Source organism: Rhizobium sp. CB3060 (assembly GCF_025200735.1).
Classification (GTDB): Bacteria; Pseudomonadota; Alphaproteobacteria; order Rhizobiales; family Rhizobiaceae; genus Rhizobium.
Genome location: NZ_CP104159.1, coordinates 1,608,190 through 1,624,709, shown reverse-complemented (window position 1 = coordinate 1,624,709; position 16,520 = coordinate 1,608,190). Strand labels below are relative to the sequence as shown.

The window sequence follows — 16,520 nt, the reverse complement described above, 5'->3', positions numbered from 1 at the left end:
CTCCTCGGATTTAAGGATTGCTGCGGCCGAGGCCGTAAGTCAGCGCCAAGGCTCCTACGAGCACGGCACCTTTGATGAAATCCTGCGTGTAATAGGGTGCGTTCAGCATGGTGAGGCCGTTCAGAAGCACGCCGACGAAGACGGCGCCGACGATCGTCCCGAGTACGTTGGGACGGCGCAGATTGAGGACGGCAAAGCCGATCAAGGCTGCCGCAACCGAATCCATCAGCAACGATCCGCCGGAGGAGACGTCACCGCGGCCGACGCGGGCGGCAATGATGATGCCGCCGAGGGACGCCAGCGTGCTGGAGATGACATAGGCAAGGGTCTTCAGCCTCACGGTCGAGGCGCCTGCCAGCCGGGTCGCGATCTCGTTGCCGCCGGTCGCAAACAATAGCCGGCCGATGCGGGTGCGCTCGGTGAGGACGAAGAGGCCGATCGCGACGGCGAGCGTCAGTACGACGGACACGGGCACTGTGCCCGCAATGCTGTACCGGCCGATCGTTAGGAAGGCGGGATCATAGGCGCCCGTCGCTTTGGAGCCATCCGGTAGAATGAGCCCGGCGGAGATCGATCGGCCGGCCGTCGGTACGAGTTGCAGACCCGACAACAGAAACATCATCGCAAGCGTCGCCAGCAGATCCGGAACGCGAAGGCGAACGATGAGAATGGCGTTGAGGAGACCGATGATGGCGCCGAAGGCAAGCACCAGCGGCACCGTTGCGAAGGCATTGAGATGCCAGACGATCATTGCGTAGCTCGCCGCCATCACGCTCGACGCGGCGACAGCGCCGATCGACAGATCGAAACCGCCGACGGCAAGCGTCACGGTCACGCCGGCGCCGAGGATTGCAACCACGGAGACCGCCTGCAAGATGCTCATCAGATTGCTGATATTGATAAAGGCCGGTTGGACGGCGGTAAAGCCGACCAGCATCGCCGCAAGAAGGATGAAAACGGCGCCGGCCCGCAGGAACGCGCCGATGGCGCTGAAGCTATAGCTGTCGTTTCCCGGCTGGCGCATCGTGGCCTTGGCTGGTGTGTCATTGTCGATCGTCGTCATGCTGAAATTCCTTGAATGACGGTATTGGCGGCCGCGCTGCCGGAAGCTGGCCGCAACGTGTGGCGGTCCATAACGAGGATCCTGTCGGCCACTTCGTAAGCCTCCTCGGGATCGGATGTAGCGATTAGCGTTGCACGATCCGTGCGGGATCGTATTGCGGCGATGATGTCGCGGCGGGCGCCGACATCGACGCCTTGGAAAGGTTCGTCGAGCAGAAGCAATCGGCTGGGCTCGGCTTCCCATCGTGCGATCACCGTCTTTTGCTGATTTCCGCCGGAAAGCGTCCAGACAGAGGCGAGGGGGCCAGACGCCTTGACGCCGAGGCGACGGATTGCCTGCTCGGCCTCATATTCCTCGCGGCCACCGAGAAGGAGACCGTGCGGATACCATCTGGCGAGATGCGGCAGGCTGATGGTCGCGGCCAGCGAGTTGCCGGGCCAGGCCGGAGGCATGAGCGAAGAACGGTGACGATCTTCTGCGGCCATGGCTATGCCGGCAGCGATCGCATCCGCCGGCGACCTTGGAAGGTGCGGCTTGCCGTCGAGAAACATTTCACCGCCCGCCAATCGTCCAACGCCAAAGATTGCAGAGAGCAACCGGCTCTTTCCGGCGCCGAGCACGCCGGTGATTGCAACGACTTCACCTTGGCGAAGCGTCAGATCGAAGGGTTCGCTCGTCGGAAGGAGCTGCGCGTCACGTAGCCCGAAGACGATTGGGCCCGTCATCTCCCTGGCATCCGCCTGAGCGACATCCAGCTTCCGGCCGATCATGGTTTCGATTGCGGCAGAAAAATCGATGGGTCGAGCGAAGGCACCGACCACGCGACCGCCCCGCATGACCACTGCGCGATCGGCTATGGCTTCGATATCCGCGGTGCGGTGCGAAATGTAGAGGATGGCGAGCCCTTCGCTGCGGAGCCGCAAGAGGACATCGAAGAGCCGCCGGCTTTCCTGGAGAGAGAGGCTCGCCGTCGGTTCGTCCAGGATCAGCAGTTCGGCGCGGTGGGCGAGTGCGCGCGCGATCGCCACGAGCTGGCGGTCTGCAGCCGAGAGATCGCCGAAGTCGCGATCGAGGGGAAGAGAGATGTCGGCGGCGTCGAGCATCGCCTGGGCATCGCGACGAACGCTGCGCCGCGAGACGAAGAAGCGGGTGCCTCGATCGGCAAATCGGTTGAGCATGAGCGCGTCGGCGACGGTCAACCCCGGCGCTCCGATCAGATCCGTGGATTGATGCACCGTGACGATGCCGGCGCGCGCGGCATCCGACGGGCTGCGCGGCTTGAAGGCCTGACCGCTGAAATTGATCGCCCCGCCATCGGCTGCGATCACGCCGGAGAGGATCTTCACCAGCGTTGATTTGCCCGCGCCATTTGCGCCCATCAGTGCGACGATCTCGCCGCGTTCGATCGCCAATCCGGCGCCGGCAAGAGCACGCGTTGCGCCGAAGCTATGCGTTAGATTTTCGATTGTCAGCAGGGGCATCAGACGGCATTCCGGTGAGTTTGGAAGCCTTGATACTGCTCAGCCGAGCCTCGAATCTCCAGGCAAGGCTTTGCTGCCGCGGTCAGCCGAAGGAAACAAAGAATCTAGCAATTTCGCCAAAATCAGATGATTTAATCTACTAAATTTATAGGCTTTATATCTAATAAATTTGCGCCGCTGGAGCTGCCGACCCGTGAGACGACGCATTTGATTGATCAAGAGGATCGCGACAATGAAACCCCTCGCACAGCTCGCTCTGTCTGCCGCTGCCATTCCATTCCTGTTTACGCAAGCTGCTGTTGCCGGAGGCATTGCCGGCGCGCCTGCTCCCTTCGACAAGGGCGGCGTCAAGGTTGCGCTGATCAGCTACATATCGGCAGGCGACTTTTTCCAGGCCTATCAGGCCGGTGCCGAAGCGCAGGCAAAGTCTCTCGACATCGACCTGCGTGTCTTCCCGGGACGGCAGGATGCTGCCGAACAGCGTGAGCAGATTTTGCAGGCCATCAATCTCGGTGTGTCCGGCATCGTCATCGACCATGGTTTGCCGGAATCGCTTGGCGACGTCGTGCAGCAGGCGCTCGACAAGGGCATCAAGGTTGTCGCATTCGACGTCAATCTCAACAATCCGAAAATCCCGCAGGTCGAGCAGAGCGACCACGAGATTGCCGACCTCGCCCTGAAACAGGCCGTCAAGGACAACGGCACCAAGTTCAATGCCGGTTATGTCTATGTCGCGGGCTTTGCACCGCTCGATCGCCGCAACGAGATCTGGGACAAGTTCAAGGCCGAGAATGCGGGCGTCGTTGAAAAGGCCCGTTTCGGCAATGTCAGCGATACGACCGCAACGTCCACGGCCGACCAGGCAAAGGCCGCGCTGACGGCCAATCCGGATATCAGCGTCGTCTTTGCGCCCTACGATGAATTTGCCCGCGGGGTAAAGCTTGCCGCTTCCGACCTCGGCATTGCCGGCAAATTGAAGATTTATTCGGCTGATGTATCGACCGCCGATATCCAGGAGATCACCGCGGATGGCAGCCCCTGGGTGGCGACGGTCGCGACCAATCCGGCCGTGGTCGGAGCGGTCTCAGTCCGTGCCGCGGCGCTGCAGATCGCCGGGCAGGGTGTTCCTCACCAGATCTCGGTCAAGCCGGCGCTCCTGACTCAGGAGTCACTGCGGGCAGCCGGCGTCAAGACGATCGAGGAGCTCGCGCAGAAAATTCCGGCTTTCAGCACCAGCGACGCGGCAACCGCAAGCTGGATCCCGGCCAAGCTTTTCTAGGCTCGGCCAGATCGATCTTCCGGTGACGATCGCACGACCGTCACCGGTCTTGTTTCATAGAACGGGAGTTCTCTATCCATGAGCCAGTCCAACGTCCTTTTCGCGACCAATCCGGGCACGACACGCAAGGACCTTTTCGCCAGTGCCATTGAGATATCTGCGGATCTTTCCAAGCGCGCCGCTGCACTCGATCGCGAGGGCCGACCTCCTCTTGCCGAGATCATCAAACTCAAGAAGGCCGGGTTGCTGAACGCGCTGCATTCGCGGGAGATCGGCGGCGGCGGGCTGGACTGGGTCGATGGCCTGCGGTTAGTCCGCATACTTGCCAGGGGCGAAAGCTCCATCGGGCAGCTCCTGGGCTATCATTTCGTCAACAGCCAGTACGTCTATTGGGCGCTTGATCCCGCGCGCGCCAATGCACTCGGCGAAGAGACGGTCGCGGAAAACCTTTATTGGGGAGCCGCCGTCAATCCGCGCGATCCGGGGCTGGTTCTAACACGGCGCGGTAATGGCTATGTCCTGAACGGGCGGAAAACTTTTTCGACGGCCGCCCACGTCTCCGATTACATCAATGCAAACGCCGCATTGGACGACAAGGTCGTCGGCTTCACCATCCGTACGAACCGGCCGGGCTATGTCGCCAATGACGACTGGGACAATTTCGGCCAGCGCCTGTCGGATAGCGGCAGCGTCGATTTCCGCGACTTCCCTGTCTATACCGAGGATTTTGTCGGCCAGCCAGTCGCGCCGGATGCGGCACCCCCGGTGCTTTCGACCTTCAATACGCCTCTGATCCAGTTGGTCTTCGTCAATTTCTATCTCGGTACAGCCGAAGGGGCATTGCAGGCAGCGCTCGACTATGTGCGCGCGACGACGCGGCCCTGGGTCACGTCAGGCGTCGAGCGCGCCGCCGACGATCCCTATATTCTCGAACGTGTCGGAGAATTCACAGCTTCGCTAAAGGCTGCAACGGCCTTGGCGGACAGTGCTGCCGCAGCCGTTCAAACGGAGCTTGCAAAGGGGCATTCCGTCACCGCCCGCGAACGCGGCGCGGCGGCGGCCGAAGCCTATGCAGCCAAGGTCCACGCGACCAATGTCTCGCTCGACATCACGTCTCGCGTCTTTGAGCTGACGGGCGCGCGCTCCACTGCCGACAAATACCGGTTCGACCGCTTTTGGCGCAATGTGCGCACCCATACGCTTCATGACCCGGTCTTCTACAAAGCCAAGGAAGTCGGCGAATTCGTCTTGAACGACAAGATTCCGGACGTCAGCCTCTATAGCTGATCGGCGGCTCAGCCCTCAACGAAAGCCCCATGCCTGAAGGCAGGCATGGGGCTTTCGTTTGCCCGGGGAGGAATTAGAGAGCACCGTTCTTGGGCGGCAGGACGCCGTTCAGATAATAGTTGCCGACCACATGGTATTTCCAGCGCACGGGGTCGTGGAGCGTATGCGTGCGGGCATTGCGCCAGTGGCGATCGAGATTGAGGCCCGATTGCACGGATGAGGTGCCGGCGAGTTCAAAGAGGGTGTTGGAAGCCTCGATGGCGATCTCCGTCGTCAACACCTTTGCGGCGGCAACAGCGATCGTCGCCTCGACGACCCTTTCTTCCGTCGTTTCGATCTGGGCAGCATCGACCTTGGTGCCGGCGCGTTCGACCTGTGCGGCGGCGGCCTCGAGCTTGATCGCGATCTGGCCGACCTTCGCGATCGTCAGTGGATCGTCCGACGCTTTGTCCACGCCGCTATCCATCCAGGGGCGGGACTTGGTGCGCACGAAGCTGATCGTCTCGGCGAAGGCGGCCCGCGCAAGACCGAGATCGACGCCGGCATGAATGATCTGGCCGACCGAGCCGATCGTCGTCGGACGTTCGAACCCCTTGTGATGGCGCACGACCGCGTCGGCACTGACGTAAACATTATTGAGAACAGTCGTGCCGCTGCCCGTCGTGCGTTGACCGAAGCCGTCCCAGTCATCGATGATTTCTATGCCTTCCGTCCCCTTCGGCACGAAAGCCATGACTAACCTGTCATCCGCATCAAGCGCGAAAACTGTGATCCAATCGGCAAAAAGCACGCCGGTCGAATAATATTTTCTCCCGTTCAAGCGGTAGCCGGAGCCGTCACACACTATCCGGGTATTGTAGTGACCGACTGTTTTCGTTCCGCGCTCCGACAACGCATTACCGAAGCGGTCGCCGGCGAGCGCGCGGCCAAAGAAAAAGCGCTTCTGCTCGTCGCTACCGTCCGTTCGCAGCGCCTCCAGAATGTAGAAATGGTTTTGAGGGATCTGGCCGATGGAGCCGTCGGCCTCAGCGATGATCGCCGTCACTTCGGCGAGCACCGAATTCGACACGTCCAGCCCCCCATATTCGGCGGGCACGGCAATTGCGAGAAGCCCCGACTGTGACAGTTGATCGAGCTCGTCGAAAGGCAGAATGCGATCAGCATCCCGCCGGGCGGCGCTCGCTGCGAACCGATCGGCGAGTGTGCGGGCCGCCGCAATCGCCTCTTCGTCGCTTTCCAATCGAGTGGGCACAAGACGGGTAGGCGCTATGCGTCCCGTTATTACGGTCATGGGGGCCTCCTTGAAACAACGGGTAATAGGTGCGCGAAGTCGGCGCATTTCTTAAGGCGGTAATTTCTATAGTTTTAATGCAATTTGGAAAGTCTTGCTCCGGCGGCCCGTGCTCGACACGTTGAGCGGCGCAATGGAGCACGATGGGGCAGGCCATCGAGATTGCGCGGACCTTCTTGCGATCCGTGCATCCCTTGGTAGGACGTTGAGAAAGCATCAAGCTTCGCGCGCCTGGTTCCGCTCGCGGCATGCCGTTGCTTCGATTGTACTCACCTGAACCATCTTCTTCCGCGATTTGCAGATAAAATAGAACACTAATTCTATGTATTAAGCGTGAAGCTTCATACCCTCGGCAAATCTTGCATAGAGGGTCTGACATGAGCATTACGAAAAGGTTTGGGGTCGCAAGGCTGCTGGGCGCGCACTCGCTTATTCTGGAGACATTCCGATGAGTTCTGCTCCCGAAAAGGTCAACGTTCTGTGGTTTTTGCCGACCCATGGCGATAGCCGCTATCTCGGCACCTCGTTCGGCGGGCGCAACGTGGATCTCGCCTATTTGAAGCAGGTGGCCCAAGCAGCGGATTCGCTTGGATATTACGGTGTGCTGATCCCGACCGGCAAAAGCTGCGAGGATAGTTGGGTGGTTGCCTCAGCGCTGGCGCCGCTGACGGAGAAGCTGCGCTATCTGATTGCCGTGAGGCCAGGTCTGCTTTCGCCGACGCTCGCCGCGCGTATGACGGCGACGCTCGACCGCATCTCGGAGGGCCGGCTTCTGATCAATGTCGTCACAGGTGGCGATCCCGTCGAGAACAAAGGCGATGGCATCCACTATGCGCATAGCGAGCGTTACGAGATCACGGAGGAATTTCTCCACATCTACAAGGCGCTGCTGCGTGGCGAGACGGTGAACCATAAGGGAAAGCATTTCGACATTGAAAACGGTTCGGTGCTCTATCCTTCGTATCAGACGCCGCACCCGCCGCTTTATTTCGGTGGCTCTTCCGGCATCGGGCAGGAAATCGCCGCCCGCACTATCGACAAGTACCTGACATGGGGAGAGCCGCCGGAAGAGGTGGCGAAGAAAATCGCCGAGGTGCGAGCGCTGGCGGACAGGGAGGGCCGAGAGGTTACTTTCGGTATCCGGCTGCACGTTATCGTGCGTGAGACGGCCGCAGCGGCATGGCAGGCGGCTGAAGACCTCATTCAATTTCTGGACGACGAGACGATCGCCAAGGCACAGAAAGTGTTCGAGCGAATGGATTCCGTCGGCCAAAACCGCATGAGCCGCTTGCATGGCGGTCAGCGAGACAAGCTCGAGGTCAGTCCAAATCTATGGGCAGGTGTCGGCCTGGTCAGAGGCGGCGCAGGCACCGCGCTCGTCGGCGACCCGGATCAGATAAAGCAGCGGATGGAAGAATACCGCGAGATCGGCATCGATACCTTCATCATGTCGGGCTATCCGCATCTGGAGGAGGCCTATCGCTTCGGCGAACTGGTTCTGCCTCATCTGCCACTTGCCCATCCCGTCAAGGCCGCAAGTTCATTGGTCAATACCGGTCCATTTGGCGAGACCATCGCCGGTGATCACAAGCCGGCATTCAAAAGGCAGTAAGGCGGGACGGGAAGAGGTCGTAGAACTGCGGTTGGACGAACCGCCGGCCGAGTCCGAAACTGCATCGGACCTCGCTCGCCGGCGGCCGCCAAAATGCTTGTGGTCGCCCATGAAGTCAGTGGATGTCACACAACCGAATATTGAGCTTCGAGGAAAAATGTCTATTTTTCCGTGCTGAAAAATGTGGGCGCAAAGTCGAACCCCAGGATTTTGCGAGGCTTCCGCTTCGCCCTTGCTTTGCGGATGCCTACGCAACCACTCGGAGTTTCAGGCTGACAATGATCACATCCCCGACGATACAGCTTCCCCAGAGAGCTCTCATGCTTGCTCAGGGCGTGATTTCAACGCCGAAAATCAGCTACTTCTCGTTGCTGATAGTGATCGGCCTGACCGTTTTCATGGCGGTTTATGAAGTGCCGGGCATCCTGAGGGATTGGGTGATCAATCAAAATCCCGTCATGCTTGATAGCGGGGATATTCGCGACGGAAAATGCTCGACCCAAAAGGGCTTCTTCACCACCTGCTCGGCTCATCTCAACTATACGTACAATGCTCAGACCTATGACAAGGATGTCGAGATCATGTTTGTCGACCTCCATGTCGGTGATTATGAAACGAATCTCGTCATTTCCGGGGACCACCCGGATTTGGCGACCCTTAGCCTCGGCATTGATATGCTCTGGAACCGAATCATAACGCTTGTCGTTTTCGTTGCTGTTCTCGGCGGTGCCTCCATCACCATAATTTTTCAGATCTTGCGCGCCATGCGTGTCCGCGGGCAACTGCGCCATCCCGCTCAACTCGTGCCGGTCCCGGTGGAAATCACGGCATTCGATCGGCGGCGCGAGCGATTGGCGGTGACTTATGCGGATAAGATAGCCGGCCGAAAGACCGGACGAACGGCGCAGACACAATTCGAGCCCGGGCAGGAACCTCTGCTCATCGGCGAAAAGGGCGGCAAGGCCGTGGCACTCGCCGTGTGGCATGGAGGCACGGCTCTACCGGTGCTTCTCGATGAGCGTCTGGAGCGGATTGATATGGCGGCGGAAGAGCGAGTAAAAGCCCTTGCGCCGCTGGTTGCCGAACTCGGCGGGCGTCCACCGCAGCTCCTCGCGCAGAGAAAGAAAGGGCCGACCATCTGGGTGCGGTTCGCCAGATTCTTCCTCGTCGTGCTGCTGATCGTCGGCTGCGTTTTTGGCTATTGGCTCTGGTATGTGACCAGTGCGGATTCGCAGTTCACTTCGCCTGCCATGGATCTCAACAATATGATGCCGGCTCCCCTTAACCGATGGGGGTGCGATCAGCTCAAGAAGCGTTTCGGTGATCAACGGGCGCCTTTCGGATGCACCGCTTCAGACTACACGAGCTGGAAGTGATGGATTGAATTCTACCTGACGCGGGCTCCCTAAGAGCTCGCGTTTATCTCGGCATGATGTCCATTCGCCGCCAGTCGAGCACGACAAACGAATATCCAAAGGGCGGCTCTAGCCGTCTACTTGGCAAATGAGGTTTGTGGGTCGACGCCTAGTCAGAATTATCCATTTTTTTCGTGCCATATCCATATTGCGCAACAAGGGCGGTGCGGGATGGCATGCACAGCATTCTATTAAACTTTTCAAGGGTTAATGCACCTGCAGCACCGACCCTCGGATATCCGGACGCTGAGCGCTGTAGTCTCCGCTCGAATGAGTCGCGCGGCTCTCCCAATGAGAACTGACCGGATGGATGGCAGTTCTCGTTGCAGCCACGAGGATCTCCATGAAGCTGCCCTTACTTTCGCGCAATGCCTCCCATGTCGAGTGGCAGCCGGAGGGCGCCCTCACGGCAGCCAAGTCGGTGGTTTCCACGAGCGCCAATCCGATCGACATGCCGAAACTCGCCGAGACCGCCCCGCGCGACAAACGCCACTCCTCGTTGGAGGGATATATCCGCTCCATCGGCCGGCACTATGTTGCCGCTGTGATTGTCATGACGATGCTGATCGGTGCGACGTATCAGACCGTCGAGATCGCTCTCGATCGCCATTCGCTGCAGCAGGACATCAGCTATCTTACGGGGCGCCAGTTCATCCGCTTTCAGCAGCTTGCCAATCAGACGCGCGCCGTTATGAGCGCCTCGATCAACCCGGACATGCCTGAATACATTATCGAGCCGATGGTTGAGGACGTTCGAAAGGCAATCGGCGACATCCGCGCCATGAGCGGACAGCTAAACGAGTTGCATGACAGGTTGGAACGGAATCTGCTTGAGAAGCTCAATCCGCGCGATGTCGCAGCGGAAAAGATGCGGGTCGAACTTGCCGGGCGACTGGAGGATTTTCTCGAACGGGCCGACAGGGTCGTGTCGACAAAATTGGAAGACAGGCGTCAGCGCTATTCCTTCTGGGGGCCGATCGACTTTGCGGCGTCTTCAGATAGCTTCCTCATGCGTCGGTTCAGCGAGTTGATCGACAGTTCGCATGATCGCAGCGATGGAAGCATAGATCATGCGCGCCTGATCAGCGCGGTGCTCCTTGCCCTGACAGCCACGGCGCTCATTCTGGCGACTGCTGTCCTCTTTATGCCGCTTCTGAAGAAGCTTCGCAACGAGCACCGGCGAACCATGGATTTCGAGACCAGGTTAACCCATCAAGCCCACACCGATGCGCTTACCAGTCTCAACAACCGCTCTTCCTTCAATGAAGCGCTGAACCAGTCTTTTGTGTCGCTCGCCCAAACCGGTACGGGCTTTTCGATGCTGCTGGTCGACCTCGATCATTTCAAGGGAGTCAACGACAGTTCGGGACATCCGGCGGGCGATGCGGTGCTGCGCCATGTCGCTCACACGCTTAAAGGAACCTTTCGTTCCACCGATATCGTGGCGCGGCTTGGTGGCGACGAGTTTGCCATTCTGCTCCCCGGGCTTTCCGATCTTACGCCGCTGGAAGCGCTCGCCAAGCGCGCGGTCGCAGCGATTGCAACGGAATTTCGTTTCGACGGTCGGGTTCTACCGGTCTCAGCCAGCATAGGCGGAGCGGTTGTACCGACGCATGCCGCAGAGGAAGCAACGCTGATGCGCGTTGCCGATCTGGCGCTTTATGCCGCCAAAGCCAAGCGCAATACCGCAGTGATCTTCGACGAAGCATCCCTTGCGCAACGTCTTGAGGAGAACCAACTAGCAGCCGCCCTGGCCTTCGCGGCTGACCGCAACGAATTCGTGGTCCATTATCAGCAGAAAGTGAATCTCGAATCCGGAGAACACCTGGGCTTCGAGGCGCTGGTGCGCTGGCATCATCCTCGGCTCGGCATCCTCCCGCCAGGGCGCTTTCTGCCGCTCATGGAGGGATCCCATTTCATCAGCAGCATGACGCGTTGCGTGGTCAATATAGTCGCACAGGACCTCAAGGCATGGAAGATTGCCGGGCTGCGTCCTGGATCAGTGGCCGTCAACCTTCCGGAGGTCCTGCTGGTCGGTGGCGACGGCTATGATCTCATTGCTGCAGCGATCAAAGCCAACGAGCTCGAATGGGCCGATTTTGCCGTCGAAGTGACGGAGGATGTGTTCCTCAATCGTGGCTCCAGCCAGATATTGGAGACGATCACTCGCTTTCGAAAACGAGGCATGTCGGTGTCTCTGGATGATTTCGGCACCGGCTTCGCGTCACTCGTGCATTTACGTGACTTTCCATTTGATGAACTGAAAATCGACCGCAGTTTCGTTGCCCATCTCGGCAGCGATGTCCGATCGGAGCAGATCGTGCGGGCGATGATCGATCTTGCCCGCAGTCTCGGCAAGCGCTGTGTCGCGGAAGGCATCGAAACCGAAACGCAGCGCGATTTCCTTTTGCGCGCCGGCTGCGAGGTCGGTCAGGGCTATCTGTTTGCCAAGCCCGAACCCGCCTCGGCGGCGGTTGACCGCCTGACTGCCGCTGACCGGGGCACGCCCATCGCACCGCTGCGCAAGCGGCGGATCGTAGCGTAACTTTCAAAAGGACTTCCGCATTTGGCGGATCGAACGACACTTATCGATGACGGAACTGCAGATGAATAGAACGATGCGGGCATGGCTTGCGGTTGCTTTGATGGTCACAGGCACTTCGATGCCAGCGTTTGCCGGCGAGGGAATGTCGGTGGACGTCGTGCATTTCTGGATATCGAAAAGTGAATCTGCAGCGCTCGATGTGTTTCGAAAAGCCTGGACGGCGTCTGGCAATCAGTGGGCTGACATGCCTGCCCAGAACAAGGTCGCCGTGCAGCGCGTTGTCAGCGACCGGATCGCCAATGGGTATCCGCCGGCGGTGATGCAATGGAACGCGAATATCGGATCGCGCGAACTGCCCGAGATGGGAATCGTGCAGGATATCGACGACGTTGCGCAGGCAGATCACTGGCGGGACATCATTCCCGCGACGGTCCTTGAGCGGATATCGTACCAAGGAAAAGTGTACTTCGCGCCGACCAATATTCATGCGGAAAACTGGCTATGGACAAGCAGAAAGATATTCAATGACGCCGGCTTGAGCGTGCCGGCGTCCTGGGATGATATTTTCGCCATCGCCGAAAAGATCGAAGCCGCCGGACATGTTGCGATTGCACTCGGCGGTTCACGGTGGGAAGTGTCCCTCATTTTCAATGACATGATCTATCAGAAGTTCGGACCGGAGGGATATGCACGCCTTATGAGTGGTGACGCGGCCTTGGTCCAGGATCCGCGTATGATCGAGGCACTGGAAATGCTTGCGCGGTTGTCGCAGTATGTGGAGCCGTTCGCCACGCGAAAAGATAAGACCTGGGCAGATGCCACGGCAGCGGTTGGCGCCGGTCAAGCTGGCATGCAGTTCATGGGCGACTGGGCGAAAGGCGAACTTATCGCACGGGGCTATGCGGTCGATAATGACTTCGACTGCACGCTCGTTCCCGGCACCTCAATTGCGTATTTCATGGTCATTGATGCCTTCGCCTTTCCGCTGACGAACCGCGATGGCACGGCAGATGCGCAAAAGGCGTTTGCGCGCATGATCCTTGATCGAGACAATCAAGTTGCTTTCAGCCGGATCAAGGGATCTCTTCCGGTTCGCACCGATGTCGATCCGACAGGTCTCGATCGCTGCGGTCAGCTTGGATTGCAAATGATCCGGGCGAAGAAGGGCGAGGTCAGCGCCCAGTCGCAGGCAATGCCGAGCCAGATGTCGGAAGGCTGGATCGGCGTGGTCGGCGACTTCTTTAACAACAAGAACATGTCTCCCAACGAGGCGCAGAAGCGGCTGTATGATATCATGATGCAGCGATAAGCCGGGAGGATACGGAAGCGCCTGGCTTCTATGATCTCACAAAACGGTCTCGAATAGCGGGATCAAGGCCGCACCGATTGCGCCGGGGGCATCGATGACCTGCGCCACGGCAAGCCTGGGGACGTCGCGCAATACGCCATGCCGAGGCAGATTGTTGAATTCCGTCCGTTCGATAAGCATTCTTGCCAGCGAATGCGGAAGCTCACCGCCAAGGACGATCAAGGCTGGGTCGAAGACCGCGCAGATCGCGTTGATGGCGCGATTGTGGGCCGGGGCGACGCGGTCGACCCATTCCGCAACGCCGTCCCAATCCATCAAGCGCTCGTTTTTCAGGTCCTTCAGCGTCAAATCAACCCGCCCTTTAGCGCGCAGATGTTCAAGCAACAGGCTGAGTGCGGGGCGTTCCTCATAGTCCGGACGGTTGAAGAGAACGGAAAATTCGCCGGCGTTACCGAAACTGCCGCGAAACGGCATGCCGCCGGAAACGAGGCCACCGCCGTAGCCATGCAGGTGGGCAATATAAGCGAAATCGGCGGTGTTGCGGCCGACTCCGAAAATTGCTTCGGCTAAAGCGGCGGTTCTGGCGACATTGTCGGCCCAGACTGGCAAGCCGAGTTGCTCTCCAAGCACAGGCGCCAGGTCGATCAATGACCAGTGAGCAAGCGGTAAAGGACAATTGAAGGCCGTGTCCAGCATACGATGGCCTGCGACCGCCAGACCGACACCGAGGACGTTCCGCCGTTTGGCACCACGGCGGGCAAGAAGCTCTTCGACCGCCGCTTCGATCCGCCCCATCTCCGCGGACAGCGACGATCCGGCCTGCGCAATCTCCATGTGTTCCAGGGGCTCTCCGAAACCCATGAGGCAGAGGCCGATCGTGCCGACATTCACCGAGATGCCGAGGGTCAAGCACCAGTCCCTGCAAAGAGTGAGCTCCGGGCTCGGCGGTCCGGGACGCCGAGTCTCCGATGGAGAAAAGACAATCATCCCTCGATCGTGAAGCCGCGAAACAATCCTATGCAACGATTGCTGGGTCAGATCGAGCGGCTCGGTCAGATCGGAACGCTCTATCCCGGGAGACTTCCAGATTAGTCGCAACAGATCTCGTTCGTTGCGTGACGCAACACGTGCTGGTTGAGCATCCCGCAAAAAATGTGCAGCCACATGGTTTAGAGGAACGTACTTCATTTTCGCATCATTTTGATTTACACTGCAAGTGTGAAACCTGCCGAGGGAAATGCTCTGCTTCTGCCAAACCGAGGATTGACCCCGTATTTGTAGGTCCTGCTTACCTCATCAAGGTCGGCCAAACCAGCCGAGATGAGGGCATTTTGCGGGACGAGGGGGACTATTTCCGGGTGTAGCAGGAAAGGGCGCCTGGCCGGTGGGTTGTGGAAAGGAGAAAGAATCGAGCTGCATGGTATGGTTGAGATCTGAAAATCCAGCGCGCCCCCGCGAGCGTAATTACGGCTTTACGCCGACGCATGAAGGCAGTGACTTCGAATCGATGGTGCAAGCCTTTACGACAGGTTATGGAGTCTTTGACGCGAAGCCGCTGGGCAATGATCGGGCCTTTTCCTGGGCGGCGGATCTAAGAAGAAGTGGAACGCTGACAGCGCTTCATTCGATCTACCGGACTCCCTGGGAAGTTCGAACGCTCGATGAAACTCCCCAACATCTTGCCTTCAACATTCCGCACACCGGATCCTTTCGAGTGAACGTCGGAAAGAGGACGGTCGAAGGTGGACCCGGTCGTATTCTCATGATCAACAACCATGAGGCTGGTGAGCGTGTCGTCCAAGGCGATCCGCACTGCTCGGACGTTCTTTTCCTGGATTGGAAAGTGGTGAGCCGAACGCTTGCATCGCTTGTCGAAGCGCCGATGCTCGAGTCGCTCGACCTCGACCCCGTTCTGGACCTCACAACGCCGGCGGGCAGGCTTATTGGCAACACGGCGCAAACAATCGTGCAGGGCATGCGCAATGGCGGCCCGCTTCTGTCCTCGCCCCTTGCCGTGTCGACGATAAGCGAAACGCTCGCGCTTCTTGTGATCCGATTTGCCCAGCATCGTCTTTCCGGGCATTTGGAAAACAAGAAAGTGCATGGGATCGCACCTTGGCATGTCCGACGCGCTATCGACTATATGCACGCCAATATCGCCGAGCCCTTCACCATGTCGACGGTGGCGGATGAGGTCGGCGTTTCACTTCGCACGCTGCAAATGGGCTTCAAGGCCTTCCGGGGAACCTCGCCGGGCAACTATCTGCGCACAATCAGACTGCAAGCCGCTCGCAACCAGCTACAAGATCCCCTAAACGAGCAGTCGGTTCACGAGGTTTGTACGACATGGGGCTTCTTCCATCCGGGCAGGTTTTCCGCGGTTTACCGCAGCGTTTTTGGGGAAAGCCCGAGAGATACACGCTTACGAGCCGCGGTTAACTTCTCTGAGGCCGCACAGGTTTTAGGTGCGCAGACGTGAAGGCTATGGCTGCCGCTCGACGATTTCGATACAGGCTGTTCGAGCCTTGTGAGGCGTCATCGAGGGTGTTGAGACAACGGAAGAATTGGCCGCACTTAAGGATCTGGGTGGTCACATACTACGAGGTTATTTCTATTCGCCACCGGTGGGAGAATCCGATATTCGAGAATTTCTGACGAGTAGATGGCGAAAGAAACAACCTGAGTTTGTCTGAATGAATGCAACATCCCTGACTACTTGCATTGCAGTGGCAGCACTGCTGTTCACCCATGACCGCGCCATTGCCGGATCGGAAAATTGGCATTGGTCACAGGATCCCGCCAGTCACTGCAAATTCGTGATCCCAACCTCCTTGACGATCGGGCCTACCTTTTGGACGGGCGCCTGCCTTGACGGCAAGGCCTCCGGGGCCGGCATGTTGCGGCGTCGGGACGGTGATCGTATTGGACCGGCATTCTTCGGGCAGATGCGAGACGGCGTTCCCGAGCTCGGAGTTGTCGACCTCGGTGACGGATATCGGGCCGGAAAGTTCAGCGGTGATGACATCGGCGACCAAACCGATCTTGAGCCTCAGGTGAGGATCGACGCATTTCGGATCGCGGCTGACGCCGCGCGGCGGGTCAGCTCCAAATACGCCGCGGAGAAGAATTCCGCTTCCGCGAAACACTACGAAGCCATTGCAAAGACGCTCGACCTTCAGATCGAATGACGTGGTTCTTCTGAAGTCGCGGGAGGCGGTCGCGCCGCTCGCTCGCAACT

12 protein-coding genes are annotated in these 16,520 nt (G+C 59.0%); 8 read left to right on the top strand and 4 right to left on the bottom strand.

Going from position 1 to position 16,520, the window contains the following annotated elements:
* Positions 1 to 10: 10 nt before the first annotated feature.
* Entirely contained in the window at positions 11 to 1,063 is a 1,053-nt protein-coding gene (locus tag N2601_RS26820) for an ABC transporter permease (RefSeq protein ID WP_260304374.1), read from the bottom strand.
* Positions 1,060 to 2,544 carry a sugar ABC transporter ATP-binding protein gene (locus N2601_RS26815; protein WP_260304373.1) on the bottom strand — a complete coding sequence of 495 codons (1,485 nt, stop codon included), beginning with the start codon at positions 2,542 to 2,544 and terminating at the stop codon, positions 1,060 to 1,062. Before N2601_RS26815 ends, N2601_RS26820 begins: the two co-directional genes overlap by 4 nt.
* A 232-nt stretch (positions 2,545 to 2,776) precedes the next feature.
* Between N2601_RS26815 and N2601_RS26810 the strand changes: the two genes are divergently transcribed.
* Positions 2,777 to 3,823 carry a substrate-binding domain-containing protein gene (locus N2601_RS26810; RefSeq protein WP_260304372.1) on the top strand — a complete coding sequence of 349 codons (1,047 nt, stop codon included), beginning with the start codon at positions 2,777 to 2,779 and terminating at the stop codon, positions 3,821 to 3,823.
* A gap of 78 nt (positions 3,824 to 3,901) precedes the next feature.
* The gene (locus N2601_RS26805; RefSeq protein ID WP_260304371.1) at positions 3,902 to 5,110 is read left to right on the top strand and encodes an acyl-CoA dehydrogenase family protein; all 1,209 of its coding nucleotides are present in this window, start codon (positions 3,902 to 3,904) and stop codon (positions 5,108 to 5,110) included.
* A gap of 73 nt (positions 5,111 to 5,183) precedes the next feature.
* On the opposite strand, the gene N2601_RS26800 is transcribed toward N2601_RS26805, so the two are convergent.
* The gene (locus N2601_RS26800; protein WP_260304370.1) at positions 5,184 to 6,401 is read right to left on the bottom strand and encodes an SfnB family sulfur acquisition oxidoreductase; all 1,218 of its coding nucleotides are present in this window, start codon (positions 6,399 to 6,401) and stop codon (positions 5,184 to 5,186) included.
* A gap of 448 nt (positions 6,402 to 6,849) precedes the next feature.
* On the opposite strand from N2601_RS26800, the gene ssuD reads away from it, so the two are divergent.
* The 4 genes from ssuD to N2601_RS26780 all read left to right on the top strand — a co-directional run bounded on the left by ssuD (position 6,850) and on the right by N2601_RS26780 (position 13,282).
* Positions 6,850 to 8,013 (top strand): FMNH2-dependent alkanesulfonate monooxygenase, encoded by a 1,164-nt coding sequence (gene ssuD / locus N2601_RS26795; RefSeq protein ID WP_260304369.1) that lies wholly within the window; start codon positions 6,850 to 6,852, stop codon positions 8,011 to 8,013.
* 320 nt (positions 8,014 to 8,333) lie between these two features.
* Positions 8,334 to 9,389 carry a hypothetical protein gene (locus N2601_RS26790; protein WP_260304368.1) on the top strand — a complete coding sequence of 352 codons (1,056 nt, stop codon included), beginning with the start codon at positions 8,334 to 8,336 and terminating at the stop codon, positions 9,387 to 9,389.
* A 490-nt stretch (positions 9,390 to 9,879) separates the two neighbouring features.
* Positions 9,880 to 11,973 (top strand): putative bifunctional diguanylate cyclase/phosphodiesterase, encoded by a 2,094-nt coding sequence (locus tag N2601_RS26785; protein WP_260305263.1) that lies wholly within the window; start codon positions 9,880 to 9,882, stop codon positions 11,971 to 11,973.
* A 61-nt stretch (positions 11,974 to 12,034) separates the two neighbouring features.
* On the top strand, positions 12,035 to 13,282 hold the full coding sequence (locus N2601_RS26780) for an ABC transporter substrate-binding protein (RefSeq protein ID WP_445945017.1): 1,248 nt from the start codon (positions 12,035 to 12,037) through the stop codon (positions 13,280 to 13,282).
* Positions 13,283 to 13,318: 36 nt separating this feature from the next.
* Here N2601_RS26780 and N2601_RS26775 read toward each other — a convergent pair whose 3' ends face one another.
* A complete protein-coding gene (locus N2601_RS26775) occupies positions 13,319 to 14,470 on the bottom strand; it encodes an ROK family transcriptional regulator (protein ID WP_260304367.1) in 1,152 nt (383 codons plus the stop codon).
* Positions 14,471 to 14,708: 238 nt separating this feature from the next.
* On the opposite strand from N2601_RS26775, the gene N2601_RS26770 reads away from it, so the two are divergent.
* Positions 14,709 to 15,761, top strand: coding sequence for an AraC family transcriptional regulator (locus N2601_RS26770; RefSeq protein ID WP_445945046.1), 1,053 nt, complete (start codon positions 14,709 to 14,711; stop codon positions 15,759 to 15,761).
* 214 nt (positions 15,762 to 15,975) lie between these two features.
* Positions 15,976 to 16,470: a hypothetical protein gene (locus N2601_RS26765; RefSeq protein WP_260304365.1), complete on the top strand. Its 495-nt coding sequence runs from the start codon at positions 15,976 to 15,978 to the stop codon at positions 16,468 to 16,470.
* Positions 16,471 to 16,520: the final 50 nt, after the last annotated feature.